11 protein-coding genes and 1 pseudogene are annotated in these 13,786 nt (G+C 61.3%); 11 read left to right on the top strand and 1 reads right to left on the bottom strand.

The genetic code is table 11. The features are described 5' to 3' along the window. Positions 1–161: 161 nt before the first annotated feature. Complete coding sequence (gene galE / locus MHI61_RS24610) at positions 162–1,145, top strand: UDP-glucose 4-epimerase GalE (RefSeq protein WP_239790937.1); 984 nt, start codon at positions 162–164, stop codon at positions 1,143–1,145. Then, a pseudogene (locus tag MHI61_RS24605) lies at positions 1,123–2,698 on the top strand (alkaline phosphatase family protein). Before galE ends, MHI61_RS24605 begins: the two are co-directional and overlap by 23 nt. A gap of 6 nt (positions 2,699–2,704) precedes the next feature. Here the strand turns inward: MHI61_RS24605 and MHI61_RS24600 are convergent. Then, positions 2,705–3,202, bottom strand: a complete 498-nt coding sequence (locus MHI61_RS24600; RefSeq protein ID WP_239790936.1) for a DUF1993 domain-containing protein — start codon at positions 3,200–3,202, stop codon at positions 2,705–2,707. A 375-nt stretch (positions 3,203–3,577) separates the two neighbouring features. Between MHI61_RS24600 and MHI61_RS24595 the strand changes: the two genes are divergently transcribed. The 9 genes from MHI61_RS24595 (at position 3,578) to MHI61_RS24555 (ending at position 13,730) form a co-directional block, all read left to right on the top strand. Further along, a complete protein-coding gene (locus tag MHI61_RS24595) occupies positions 3,578–4,507 on the top strand; it encodes a sugar ABC transporter substrate-binding protein (RefSeq protein ID WP_239790935.1) in 930 nt (309 codons plus the stop codon). Positions 4,508–4,576: 69 nt separating this feature from the next. After that, positions 4,577–6,118: a sugar ABC transporter ATP-binding protein gene (locus MHI61_RS24590; protein WP_222141651.1), complete on the top strand. Its 1,542-nt coding sequence runs from the start codon at positions 4,577–4,579 to the stop codon at positions 6,116–6,118. A gap of 34 nt (positions 6,119–6,152) precedes the next feature. Beyond that, positions 6,153–7,178, top strand: a complete 1,026-nt coding sequence (locus MHI61_RS24585) for an ABC transporter permease (RefSeq protein WP_239790934.1) — start codon at positions 6,153–6,155, stop codon at positions 7,176–7,178. A gap of 155 nt (positions 7,179–7,333) precedes the next feature. After that, positions 7,334–8,392, top strand: coding sequence for a dipeptidase (locus MHI61_RS24580; protein ID WP_239790933.1), 1,059 nt, complete (start codon positions 7,334–7,336; stop codon positions 8,390–8,392). A gap of 100 nt (positions 8,393–8,492) precedes the next feature. Further along, positions 8,493–10,133, top strand: a complete 1,641-nt coding sequence (locus tag MHI61_RS24575) for an ABC transporter substrate-binding protein (protein WP_239790932.1) — start codon at positions 8,493–8,495, stop codon at positions 10,131–10,133. An 18-nt stretch (positions 10,134–10,151) separates the two neighbouring features. After that, positions 10,152–11,222 (top strand): ABC transporter permease, encoded by a 1,071-nt coding sequence (locus MHI61_RS24570; protein ID WP_239790931.1) that lies wholly within the window; start codon positions 10,152–10,154, stop codon positions 11,220–11,222. Further along, positions 11,219–12,154, top strand: a complete 936-nt coding sequence (locus MHI61_RS24565; RefSeq protein WP_239790930.1) for an ABC transporter permease — start codon at positions 11,219–11,221, stop codon at positions 12,152–12,154. The genes MHI61_RS24570 and MHI61_RS24565 overlap by 4 nt, the downstream gene beginning before the upstream one ends. Beyond that, positions 12,151–12,984 carry an ABC transporter ATP-binding protein gene (locus MHI61_RS24560; protein ID WP_239790929.1) on the top strand — a complete coding sequence of 278 codons (834 nt, stop codon included), beginning with the start codon at positions 12,151–12,153 and terminating at the stop codon, positions 12,982–12,984. Before MHI61_RS24565 ends, MHI61_RS24560 begins: the two co-directional genes overlap by 4 nt. Continuing rightward, positions 12,981–13,730 carry an ABC transporter ATP-binding protein gene (locus MHI61_RS24555; protein ID WP_239790928.1) on the top strand — a complete coding sequence of 250 codons (750 nt, stop codon included), beginning with the start codon at positions 12,981–12,983 and terminating at the stop codon, positions 13,728–13,730. The genes MHI61_RS24560 and MHI61_RS24555 overlap by 4 nt, the downstream gene beginning before the upstream one ends. The last annotated feature ends 56 nt before the right edge of the window (positions 13,731–13,786 follow it).

The following is a 13,786-nucleotide window of genomic DNA, read 5'->3' as shown; positions in this document are numbered from 1 at the left end:
GCGAATAATTCACGAATCGCGGATCCGGCACAAATCGTACGGGGCGCCGGGCGGTTCGGCATTTGACCGATTGCTATTCACGCCTGTCGCAGTTCCTTCTTTTTATTGCCGTGTATCTCGTCTAGGTTTCTCCCGTCTTTCAGGAACAACAAGGGTGGTGCATGGCAGGTGAAACGGTTCTTGTGGTCGGCGGCGCCGGTTATATCGGCTCGCATACATGCCTCGACCTGGCGAACAAGGGCTACAAGCCTGTCGTCTTCGATAATTTTTCCAACGGCCATCGCGAGTTCGTCAAATGGGGGCCGGCCGAGGAAGGCGATATTCGCGATCGCACCCGACTGGACGAGGTGCTGGCCAGGCACAAGCCGGCGGCGATCCTGCATTTCGCGGCGCTGATCGAAGTCGGCGAATCGGTCAAGGATCCGGTTTCCTTCTATGAGAACAATGTGATCGGCACCTTGACGCTGCTTTCAGCGGCGCAGGCCGCCGGCATCAACGCCTTCGTCTTCTCCTCCACCTGCGCCACCTACGGCCTGCCGCAGAGCGTGCCGCTCGACGAGACGCACCGGCAGGTGCCGATCAACCCTTACGGGCGGACGAAATATATCGTCGAACAGGCGCTTGCCGATTACGACCAGTATAAGAGCCTGCGCTCGGTGGTGTTGCGTTATTTCAATGCCGCCGGCGCCGATTTCGAAGGCCGGATCGGCGAATGGCACCAGCCGGAGACGCATGCGATCCCGCTGGCGATCGATGCCGCGCTCGGCCGCCGCCAGGGCTTCAAGGTGTTCGGCAGCGATTACGAGACGCGCGACGGCACCTGCGTGCGCGATTATATCCATGTGCTCGATCTTGCCGATGCGCATGTGCGCGCCGTCGAATATCTCTTGAAGGGCGGAGAGTCCGTTGCGCTCAACCTCGGCACCGGTACCGGCACGACCGTCAAGGAATTGCTCGGCGCGATCGAGGACGTGTCGAACCGGCCGTTCCCGGTCGAATATATCGGCCGTCGCGAGGGCGATTCGCATACGCTGGTCGCCAATAACGACAAGGCGCGCGACGTGCTCGGCTGGGTGCCGCAATATGATCTGTCCGAGATCATCCGCTCCGCCTGGAACTGGCATGCAAGATCCAACCAGCATTGAGCCAACCGGAATTGAGCCCGCCGGAATTGAGAGCAGCCGCCGGCCGAACATTCTGCTGATCACGGCGGACCAGTGGCGCGGCGACTGCCTGTCTTCAGTCGGTCATGCTTGCGTGAAAACGCCAAATATCGAATTCCTTGGCCCGGGAGGGCATGCTTTTCCGACGGCACTATGCCGGGGCGGCACCCTGCTCGCCGGCGCGGGCGACACTCTATACCGGCCTTTACCAGATGAACCACCGGGTCTGCCGCAACGGTTCGCCGCTCGATAGCCGCTTCGACAATCTGGCGCTGGCGGCGCGGCGGGCGGGATATGATCCGACGCTGTTCGGCTATACCGACACGGCGCCCGATCCGCGCGGCATGGATGCCGGCGATCCGCATATGGCGACCTATGAAGGCGTATTGCCGGGCTTTACGGTCCGCCAGCTTCTGCCCGAGCATGAAAGACAATGGCTCTCCTGGCTGAGGTCGCGTGGCCACGCGCATGCCGTCAGCCGCGACATCCATATTCCCGTCGGTGCGCAGGCCGGCGAAATTTCCGATGCGACGCCGGCCTATTCCCGCGACGAGACCCAGACCGCTTTCCTGGCCGGCGAATTCATCCGCTGGATGAGCGAGCAGGACGGGCCGTGGTTTGCGCATGTCTCTTTTTTGCGTCCGCATCCGCCTTTTTCCGTGCCGGAGCCGTTCAACCGGATGTTCGGGCCGAGTGACGGACCGGCTTTTGCGCGCGCGACAAATGCCCAAGCGGAAGAGGCCGGTCATCCCTATCTCGCCTATGCCATGCCACGCACCGGCAGGGGCAATTTCATTCACGGCGCCACCGGGCCGCTCAGCGGCTGGAATGGCGGGGATTTCGCTGCGATCCGGGCGATCTATTACGGCATGATAGCTGAGGTCGACGCGCAACTCGGCCGCATCTGGCAGGCGCTGAAGGATGCGGGGGCCTGGGAGAATACGCTTATCGTCTTCACTTCCGATCACGCCGAGATGGCGGGCGATCACTGGACGCTCGGCAAGGGCGGCTTCTTCGACGGCAGCTATCATGTTCCGCTTGTCATCCGCGATCCCGCAAGCGGTGCCGCAGGCGGGATCGTCGACGATTTCACCAGCGCCGCGGATATTTTTCCGACATTGTGCGAAAAGCTCGGTATCGAGGCGAAAAACGGACTCGACGGCCGGTCGCTCATGCCTTTCGTCAACGGCCGGAGCGAGCCGGGATGGCGGGATGCGGCATTCTGGGAATTCGATTTCCGTGATATCGCCGCCGGCGAGGCGGAACGGCATTTCGGACTGAGGTCCAACCAATGCAATCTCGCAGTGATCCGCGATGCGCGGTTCAAATATGTGCATTTTACCGCACTGGCGCCGCTGCTCTTCGATCTTCGCGACGATCCGATGGAGCTCGACAATGTCGCGGCTGATCCGGCCTATGCGGCCACCCGGCTTGAATATGCCGAAAAGCTGCTGTCGCTGAGGGCGCGGCATCTGGATCAGACGCTTGCCTATACCGAGTTGACAGAAAAAGGGCCGGTGACGCGCCGGCCCTGATCTCTTTTACCCGAGATAATCACGCTTGCCGATCGGCGCACCCTGATTGCGCAGGATGGCGTGGGCGGTCGCTACGTGGAAATAGAAGTTCGGCAGCGCGAAGGTGGTGACATATTCGTCACCCGGAAGCACGATGCCGCTGCTGCCCGGCAGGGTGATCTGGCGGCCTTCGACGCCTTCCAGCGCTTGCGCCGAAAATGTGGCGAGATAGGCTTCGGTCTTTGCCAGGCGCTCGCGCAACTCGTCGAACGTCTTCTCATTGTCTTCGAACTTCGGGGCGTCGGTGCCGGTCAGCCGAGCCAGGGTGAATTTGGCGCTGTCGCTGGCACGCTGATACTGGCCGGAAAGCGGCAGCATGTCCGGCGCAAGGCGTGCAGCGATCAATATGGCGGGATCGACATTCTTTTCCCTCGCAAAGGCTTCGGCCTTGTCGAGATAGGTTTTCAGGCTGGCGAGGCCCCGCTGAAACATCGGAACGGTCAGGCGATAGATCGAAATGGACATCTGTCCTGTCTCCAAAAACTTCAAATAATCAGGCCGCAGCGAGAGATCGAAGGCGCCTGCGGCGGTCCACCTGTCTTCGACCCCGTCATAGATGGAGGCTCCCTTCGTCTTCCGCAATGCAGCGAATGCAGGTGCCGGAGCATAAGGCCCGTGGCATTGCGCGCCCGGTCCATATCTCGTCGCCGCTAAAGAGGCTTGACGCCGTTCCCAGAAAATGGAATGAATATTCCGAAGAACAAATTTTACGGTTTGTTTGTTCCGTTTTGCGGAACGCTGCGGGAGAGGCGGCGCGAGCGAATAGCGGCTCCAGGGCAAAATGCCTGGAGCTCCGGCGTGAGGAGGGTGCAGCCGGGCACCGTTTGTGGAGGAAGTAAAATGAAAAAGTTTATCCTGGGCACTGCGATGGCGCTCGTCATGTCGGCGGCCGCTCACGCGGAAACCGTCGGCGTCTCGATGGCGAAATTCGACGACAACTTTCTGACCGTTCTGCGCAACGGCATGACCGATTACGCCAAGACGCTGAGCGGCGTCACCCTGCAGGTCGAAGACGCGCAAAACGACGTTTCCAAGCAGCAGAGCCAGATCCAGAATTTCATCGCCTCCAAGGTCGATGCAATCATCGTCAACCCTGTTGATACCGACGCGACGACGGCGATGTCGAAGCTCGCGGCCGATGCCGGCATTCCGCTGGTTTACGTCAACCGCCAGCCGGTCAATGTCGACACGCTTCCCGAGAAGCAGGCTTTCGTGGCCTCCAACGAGCAGGAATCCGGCACGCTGGAAACCCAGGAAATCTGCCGCATTCTCGGTGGCAAGGGCAAAGCCGTCGTTATCATGGGCGAGCTTTCCAACCAGGCCGCGCGGATGCGCACCCAGGATATCCATGACGTCATCAAGACCGATGAGTGCAAAGGCATCGAGATCGTCGAAGAGCAGACGGCCAACTGGGATCGCACTCAGGGCGCCGACCTTATGACCAACTGGCTCTCCAGCGGCGTCGAGTTCGACGCTGTCATCTCCAACAACGACGAAATGGCGATCGGCGCTATCCAGGCGCTGAAGGCAGCCGGCAAGGATATGAGCAAGGTCGTCATCGGCGGTGTTGACGCCACGCAGGACGCACTTGCCGCCATGCAGGCGGGCGACCTCGACGTTACCGTATTCCAGGATGCCGCCGGCCAGGGCAAGGGCGCGCTCGATACGGCGCTCAAACTTGCCAAGGGCGAAAAGGTCGAGAAGAAGGTCTACATTCCCTTCCAGCTCGTCACCCCTGAAAACGTCAAGGACTTCGTCGCCAAGAACTGAGACGAGTGCCAAGCAGGATGCGGGCTATGCCCGCATCCTTTCAGCCTGTCCGTATCCGGAGGAGATGATATGGCCGTCAGCCCGACAACCATGGCAGCCGTGCGCGCAAGCGGCGCAGTTCCGAATGCGGAATATCTGTTGAGCGCCGAAGGGGTTCGCAAGGAATTTCCCGGTGTCGTCGCACTCGACGACGTACAGTTCCGGCTGAAGCGCGCCTCCGTGCATGCGCTGATGGGCGAAAACGGCGCCGGCAAATCGACATTGATGAAGATCCTGGCCGGCATCTACACGCCCGATAAAGGCGATATCCGCCTGAAGGGGATCGAAATCCAGCTGAAATCTCCGCTCGACGCGCTGGAGAACGGCATTGCCATGATCCATCAGGAACTGAACCTGATGCCGTTCATGACGGTCGCGGAAAATATCTGGATCCGCCGCGAACCGAAGAATCGCTTCGGCTTCGTCGATCACGGCGTGATGCATCGCATGACCGAAGAGCTGTTTGACCGGCTCAATATATCAATCGATCCCGATATCGAGGTCCGGTATCTGTCCGTCGCCAACCGCCAGATGGTCGAGATCGCCAAGGCGGTTTCCTATAATTCCGACGTGCTGATTATGGACGAGCCGACTTCGGCGTTGACGGAGCGCGAGGTCGAGCACCTTTTCCGCATTATCCGCGACCTCAGGGCGCAGGGCATCGGTATCGTCTACATCACCCACAAGATGAACGAGCTTTTCGAGATCGCCGACGAGTTTTCGGTGTTCCGCGACGGCCGCTATATCGGCACCCATGCATCGACCGACGTCACCCGCGACGACATCATCCGCATGATGGTCGGGCGCGAGATCACCCAGATGTTCCCCAAAGAAGAGGTGCCGATCGGCGAGGTCGTACTCTCTGTCAAGGATCTCTGCCTCAACGGCGTCTTCAAGAACGTCTCCTTCGAGGTAAGGGCCGGTGAGATCCTCGGGGTGGCCGGTCTGGTCGGTTCCGGGCGGTCGAATGTCGCCGAAACGCTCTTCGGCGTGACGCCGGCAAGCTCCGGCTCGATCGAGCTCTACGGCAAGCCGGTGACGATTTCTTCGCCGACCGAGGCCATCCGCAACCGGATGGCGTTCCTGACCGAGGACCGCAAGGATACCGGCTGTCTGCTGATCCTCGATATTCTCGAGAACATGCAGATCGCCGTTCTGCAGGACAGATATGTCAAGGGCGGCTTCGTGCAGCAGGGCGCGATCGAGGCGACCTGCGAAGACATGGCAAAGAAGCTGCGGGTGAAGACGCCCAATCTCTACGAGCGGGTGGAAAATCTTTCGGGCGGCAATCAGCAGAAGGTGCTGATCGGGCGCTGGCTGCTCACCAATCCGCGAATCCTGATTCTCGACGAGCCGACGCGCGGCATCGATGTCGGCGCCAAGGCGGAAATTCACCGGCTGGTCACCGAAATGGCGCGAAACGGCGTGGCAGTCATCATGATCTCATCCGAGATGCCCGAGGTTCTCGGGATGAGCGACCGCATCATGGTCATGCACGAGGGACGCGTGACCGGTTTTCTCAATCGCGATGAAGCAACGCAGATCAAGGTGATGGAGCTGGCTGCGCAGTGATGCGTGGTCTGCAATCGCCCAAGGGAGGTTTGACATGAGTACCAAGGCAGCAGAGGGCGCGGCTCCGCTCGCAACCCGGCAACGGCGGCGGCGCTTACCGACCGAGCTCAGCATTTTCCTCGTGCTCGTCGGCATCGCACTCATCTATGAAGCGCTCGGCTGGATGTTCATCGGCCAGAGCTTTCTGATGAATTCGCAGCGTCTGACGATCATGATCCTCCAGGTTTCGGTCATCGGCATCATCGCCGTCGGCGTCACGCAGGTCATCATCACAGGCGGCATCGATCTTTCATCCGGCTCGGTCGTCGGCATGACCGCGATGATCGCGACAAGCTTCGCCCAGTCCTCCACCTGGGGACGGGCAGTCTTCCCCTCGCTGACCGACCTGCCGGCTGTCGTGCCGATCATGGTCGGCCTGCTGATCGGGGCGGCTGCGGGTCTGGCGAATGGCGCACTCATCGCCTACACGAGAATCCCGCCCTTCATCGCAACGCTCGGCATGTTCGTGTCGGCCAGAGGCGTCGCGAAGTGGTACACCAAGGGACAGCCGGTTTCCGGGATCACCGAGCAGTTTCACTTCATCGGCACCAAGGCCTGGCCGGTCGTCGTCTTCCTGGTCGTCGCGCTGATCTTCCATATTGCGCTGCGCTACACACGCTACGGAAAGTTCACCTATGCGATAGGCGCCAACCCGCAGGCGGCGCGCGTCTCCGGCATCAACATCGAGGCGCATCTCGTCAAGGTCTATGTGATCGCCGGATTGCTCGCCGGCCTCGCCGGCATCGTCACGGCGGCACGCGCGGAAACCGCGCAGGCCAGCATGGGCGTCGGATATGAGCTCGATGCGATTGCCGCGACCGTCATCGGCGGCACCTCGCTCACCGGCGGCGTAGGCCGCATCACCGGCACCGTCATCGGCACTATCATCCTCGGCGTCATGACATCGGGCTTCACCTTCCTGAGGATCGATGCCTATTACCAGGAGATCGTCAAGGGCCTCATCATCGTCGCGGCTGTCGTGATCGACGTCTACAGACAGAAGAAGCGTCGCAAACACTGATCTCTGCCTGCATCATTCGCGATTTTACGGGGGCTTCGGCCCCCGTTTGCGTTTTCGCGGCGACGGCCGATTTTCAAAAAAGAGATGGCGAATTCCGTCAGCTTTTCTATTCTGGCCACTTCATTCGCCCGCCTCGGGGCAGCGCAGGAAGACAGATGCAATTCGTATTTGACGGTCACAACGACGTTCTCCTTCGACTCTGGACACATTCAAAAGACGGCAGCGACCCTATCGCGGAATTTTTGGACGGCACGACGATCGGCCATATCGATGCGCGCCGGGCGAAAGCGGGCGGTTTGTCCGGGGGTCTCTGCGCCATCTACATTCCCTCGGGCGATCTCGTCTTCGCCGATCCGGATGCCGACGGCCGTTACGTCACGCCGATGGCTGCCCCGCTTGATCCGCTTCCGTCCCTTGCGATCGCCACCGAAATGGCGGCGATCGCGCTGCGGCTCGACCAGGCCGGTGCCTGGCGTCTCTGCCGCACGGTCAAGGACATCCGCGGCGCCATGGCGGAGGAGGTTTTCGCCGCCGTCATGCATATGGAAGGCTGTGAGGCGATCGGCGCCGACCTGTCGGCGCTCGAGTTATTCTATGCGGCAGGCCTGCGCTCACTCGGGCCGGTCTGGAGCCGGCACAACGTCTTCGGCCACGGTGTTCCCTTCGCCTTCCCGATGTCACCGGACACCGGGCCGGGTCTCACCGATGCCGGTTTTGCGCTGGTACGGGAATGCAATCGCCTCGGCATCCTGATCGACCTTGCCCATATCACCGAGAATGGTTTCTGGGACGTGGCGAAGACCACCGACCAGCCGCTGGTCGCCAGCCACTCCAATGCCCATGCGCTGACGCCGGTCGCGCGCAACCTGACGGACAGGCAGCTCGATGCGATCCGCGAAAGCCGCGGTCTCGTCGGCATCAATTATGCCACTGCCATGCTGCGCGCCGACGGCCGCTCGGACAGCGATACGCCGATTGCCGACATGATCCGCCACATCGACCATCTCGTGAACCGCATCGGCATCGGTTGCGTGGCGCTCGGATCGGACTTCGACGGCGCCACGATCCCTGAGGAAATCGGCGATGCATCAGGCAATCAGAAGCTGATTGCCGCTCTCAGGGAGGTTGGCTATGGTGAGGCGGATCTCACGAAACTTGCCCGTGAAAATTGGCTTCGCATTCTCGCACAAGCCTGGCGGGAGGACTACGCCTAAAGCGCGGCGCGCCTCTGGACGCGCTGCGAACGGACAATAGTTTTAATGGGGTACGACCGACAAAACGCTTCGTAATCAATCAAGAACAGGGGAACAGACCATGATGATCACCAAGCTCAGCCGCAATTTCCGCCTGCTTTCCGCCGGAGCCGCTCTTTCGCTCCTGATGATGACGGCATCCGCCTTTGCCGAAACGCCCAAAGACACGCTGGTCGAGGGTTTTGCCTTCGACGACATCATTACGATGGATCCTGGCGAGGCTTTCGAGCTTTCGACCGCCGAAATCACCAGCAACAGCTACAACCTGCTCGTCCGTCTCGATCTCGCCGACACATCCAAGGTGAAGGGCGATCTCGCCGAGAGCTGGAGCGTTTCGGATGACGGTCTTACCTATACGTTCAAGCTCAAATCCGGCCTCAAATTCGCATCCGGAAATCCTGTTACCGCCGAAGACGTTGCTTGGTCGTTCGAGCGTGCCGTCAAGCTCGACAAGAGCCCGGCCTTCATCCTGACCCAATTCGGTCTGACCGGCGACAACGTCACCGAAAAAGCCAAGGCGGCCGATGCCAATACGTTCGTCTTCACGGTCGACAAGGCCTACGCGCCGAGCTTCGTGCTCAACTGCCTGACGGCGACGGTCGCTTCCGTCGTCGACAAGAAGCTCGTGCTGGAGCATGTGAAGGCGATAACGCCGGATGCCGAGCACAAATACGACAATGATTTCGGCAATGAGTGGCTGAAGACCGGCTATGCCGGCTCCGGCGCCTTCAAGCTGCGCGAATGGCGGGCCAACGAAGTCGTCGTGCTGGAGCGCAACGACAATTATTACGGCGACAAGCCGAAGCTCAACCGCGTCATCTATCGCTATATGAAGGAAAGCTCGGCCCAGCGGCTGGCGCTCGAAGCCGGCGATATCGACATCGCCCGCAACCTCGAGCCCGGCGACATCGACGCCGTATCCAAGAACGCCGATCTGGCGACGACAAACGCGCCGAAGGGCACGATCTATTACGTCAGCCTGAACAACAAGAACGAGAACCTGAAGAAGCCGGAAGTCCAGGAAGCCTTCAAATATCTGGTCGACTACGATGCGATCGGCGCGACCCTGATCAAGGGCATCGGCGAAATCCACCAGACTTTCCTGCCGAAGGGCCAGCTCGGGGCGCTTGATGAAAACCCCTACAAGCTCGACGTTGCCAAGGCGAAGGAACTGCTGGCCAAGGCCGGCGTCCCGGACGGATTCTCGGTGACGATGGACGTGCGCAACACGCAGCCGGTGACCGGCATTGCTGAATCGATGCAGCAGACGCTGGCGCAGGCCGGTGTCAAACTAGAGATCATTCCCGGCGACGGCAAACAGACGCTGACCAAATATCGTGCCCGCACCCACGATATCTATATCGGTCAGTGGGGTTCGGACTATTTCGACCCGAACTCGAATGCCGATACGTTCACCAGCAATCCCGACAATTCCGATGCCGGCACGGTGAAGACGCTTGCATGGCGCAACACCTGGGAGGCGCCGGAGCTCGACAAGCAAGCCAAGGCGGCGCTGCTGGAACGTGACGGTGAAAAACGTGCGGCCATGTACGAGGACATTCAGAAGAAGTTCCTCGCCAACAGCCCCTTCGTCATCATCTTCCAGCAGACCGAAGTGGCCGGCTATCGCAAGAATTTGAAGGACTTCAAGCTGGGTCCGAGCTTCGATACCAATTTCGTCGGTCCGATCGCCAAGGAATGATCCGGCAGGATTGGTCGCTTGAGCACCATTGAAACAACACAGGTGGCGGCACGGCCCCGAAAGGGCGGTGCCAGCACCCTCGCCAAGGCGGTCGGGCGGTTCCTGTTCGCCGCCGTCACCACCTATCTCGGCCTTCTGGCCGTCACCTTCTTCATCGGCCGCGTCGTGCCGATCGATCCCGTGCTCGCCATCCTCGGCGACCGCGCGCCCACCCATGTCGTCGAGCGTGTGCGCCGGGAACTGGGCTTCAATCTGCCGCTCTATGAGCAGTTCTACATCTATGTCAAAGGCGTGCTGTCCGGCGATTTCGGCAATTCGGTGCTGACGACCAACCCTGTGATGGTCGACATCCGCCGCGTCATGCCGGCGACGATCGAACTTGCCACACTTGGAACGCTGATCGGCGCCTGCGTCGGTGTGCCGCTCGGCGTTCTCGCCGCCGTGCGCCGGGGCAGCATCGCCGACCAGGTGGTGCGCGTCATCGGACTGATCGGCTATTCCGTGCCGATCTTCTGGCTGGCGCTGATCTCGCTCGTCATCTTCTATGCGCAGCTGCGATGGGTGGCCTTTCCCGGCCGCATCGATATCGTCTTCGAATATACGTTCACTCCGATCACCGGCTTCTATCTGCTCGACAGCGCCTGGCAGGGGCAGTGGGATGTCTTCTATGATGTGTTCCGCCACATCGTCCTGCCCGCCTCGCTGCTCGGTTATTTCTCGCTCGCCTATATTAGCCGCATGACCCGCAGCTTCATGCTGAACGAGCTGTCGCAGGAATATATCGTTGCCGCCCGCGCCAAGGGGCTTTCGGAAACGCGGGTGATATGGGGGCATGCGCTGCGCAACGCCGCCGTGCCGCTCGTCACCGTCATCGCGCTTTCCTATGCCGGCCTGCTCGAAGGATCGGTGCTGACCGAGACCGTCTTCTCCTGGCCGGGCATCGGGCTCTACATCACCAACTCGCTGCAGAATGCCGATATGAACGCCGTGCTCGGCGGCACGATCGTCATCGGCACGGTTTTCATCGGCATCAATCTTCTGTCCGATCTTCTCTACCGGACGCTCGACCCGAGGACGCGCAACCGATGACGGCTCCCGTCAGCCCATCGCCAATCATGAGCCGCCGCGACTGGCTGCTGTCCGACCGGCCGCAATCGCGCATGCAGGCGCGTCTCGGCCGCGCCTATGTCACCTGGCGGCAGTTCACCGCAAACCGGCTTGCCGTCGTCGGCCTGCTGATCATCGTGGCGCTGCTTTTCATCGCCGCCTTCGCCGATATCATCGCCACACACAATCCCGTCGTCGGCGATCTGCGCAATGCCCGGCTGCTGCCGCCGGGAACGGGTGAATTCCTCCTCGGCACCGACGACCAGGGCCGCGATATCTTTTCGCGGCTGATCTACGGATCGCGTTTGACGCTGCTGGTCGTCGCGCTCGTTGCCGTCATCTCGGCGCCGATCGGCCTGATCGTCGGCACCGTCTCCGGTTATGCTGGCGGCTGGGTGGATGCGACGCTAATGCGCATCACCGATATTTTCCTCGCCTTTCCGAAGCTGGTGCTGGCCCTCGCTTTCGTCGCCGCGCTCGGCCCCGGCATCCAGAACGCGATCATCGCCATCGCCATCACCTCCTGGCCGCCCTATGCCCGCATCGCGCGTGCCGAAACGCTGACAGTCCGACGGTCCGACTATATCTCGGCGGTGAGACTGATGGGCGCCTCGCCGCTGCGCATCATCGTGCGCCATGTCATGCCGCTCTGCATTTCCTCGCTGATCGTGCGCGTGACGCTCGATATGGCCGGCATCATCCTGACGGCCGCCGGCCTCGGCTTCCTCGGCTTGGGCGCGCAGCCGCCGCTGCCGGAATGGGGCGCGATGATCGCTTCGGGCCGGCGATTCATCCTCGATCAATGGTGGGTGGCGGCGATGCCCGGCATCGCCATCCTCATCGTCAGCCTCGGCTTCAATCTGCTCGGCGACGGCTTGCGCGATGCACTCGATCCGAAGGAGAGCGGCCAGTGACGACACTTCTGACGGTCGACAAGCTCAAGGTCAGCTACCCCACGCGCACCGGCATGATCGAGGCCGTGCGCGGCGTCTCCTTCACACTCGGCAAGGAAAGGCTCGGCATCGTCGGCGAATCCGGCTCCGGCAAGTCGCAGACCGGCCGGGCCATCATGGGCCTGACGCCGAAACACGGCATCCTCACGGCCGACAGGCTGGATTTCAGCGGTATCGACCTCCTCAATGCCTCGGCGGGACAACGGCGCAGGCTGCGCGGCAAGCGCATCGCCATGATCCTGCAGGATCCGAAATATTCGCTCGATCCTGTTATGACGATCGGCCGGCAGATCTGCGAAACGCTGCGCACCCATGAAAAGGTGGGCAAGGCGGAGGCGCGCGAGCGGGCGCTCGTCATGCTGGAGGCCGTGCAGATCCGCGATCCGAAACGCGTCTTCGACCTGCATCCGCACGAAGTTTCGGGCGGCATGGGGCAGCGTGCGATGATCGCCATGATGCTGATCGCCGGACCGGAGCTGCTGATTGCCGACGAGCCGACCTCGGCGCTCGACGTAACGGTGCAGCTCGATGTGCTCAGAATCATGGACAGGCTGGTGTCGGAGCGCGGCATGGGATTGATCTTCATCTCCCATGATTTGAGACTGGTCTCCTCTTTCTGCGATCGCGTCATCGTCATGTATGCCGGAAAGATCGTCGAGGAGCTTGCGGCCGCCGATCTCAAACACGCGCAGCATCCCTATACGCAAGGACTGCTGAACTGCATGCCCGAGATCGGCGCGAACCGCCATCCGCTGCCGGTGCTCGACCGCAGGCCGGAGTGGGCGGCATGAGCGCAGCACTCCACGTCGACAATCTCAGCGTCGTCTACGATGAATTTCACGCGCTGAAGGATGTCAGCATCGATGTCGAACGCGGTGAATCCTTCGGTCTCGTCGGGGAGTCCGGCTCGGGCAAATCCACCTTGCTGCGCGCCGTGGCCGGACTTGCGCCGATCAGCGGCGGCGCGATCCACGTCGACGGCGAAGCCTTGAAAGGCGCAAAGCGCAGCAAGGCGTTCTATCGGCGCGTGCAGATGGTCTTCCAGGACCCTTATGGCTCGCTGCATCCGCGCCAGACGATCGACCGGCTGCTGCTCGAACCGCTTGCGATCCACGGTATCGGGGACAACGACAGGCGCATCGCGCGGGCGCTCGACGAGGTCGGCCTCGGCAATGGCTTCCGTTTCCGCTACCCGCATCAGCTTTCCGGCGGCCAGCGGCAGCGTGTGGCAATCGCCAGGGCGCTGATCGTCGAACCGTCGATCCTGCTGCTCGACGAGCCGACGTCGGCGCTCGACGCCTCGGTGCAGGCGGAAGTGCTGAACCTGCTCGAGCAGATCCGCCGCGACCGCAAACTCACCTTCACTATGGTGAGCCACGATCTCGGTGTGATTACCCATATGTGCGACAGGCTCGCCGTGATGCGCAATGGCGCCGTTGTCGAACGGTTGAGCTCGCAAGCGCTGGCGGAGGGCGCGGTCCAACAGGACTATACGAAAAATTTGATGATCGCGAGCAAAGGGTTCGTAAAAACCTGAAAGGCAATCATTTCAAGCCATTGAAAAGAAACAAGCGGCGCGGGCGTTAAGGATAA

Source organism: Rhizobium sp. K102 (assembly GCF_022385315.1).
Lineage (GTDB): Bacteria > Pseudomonadota > Alphaproteobacteria > Rhizobiales > Rhizobiaceae > Rhizobium > Rhizobium croatiense.
Note: the sequence above shows the minus strand (reverse complement) of the source record. Positions and strands in the feature narration are given on the sequence as shown.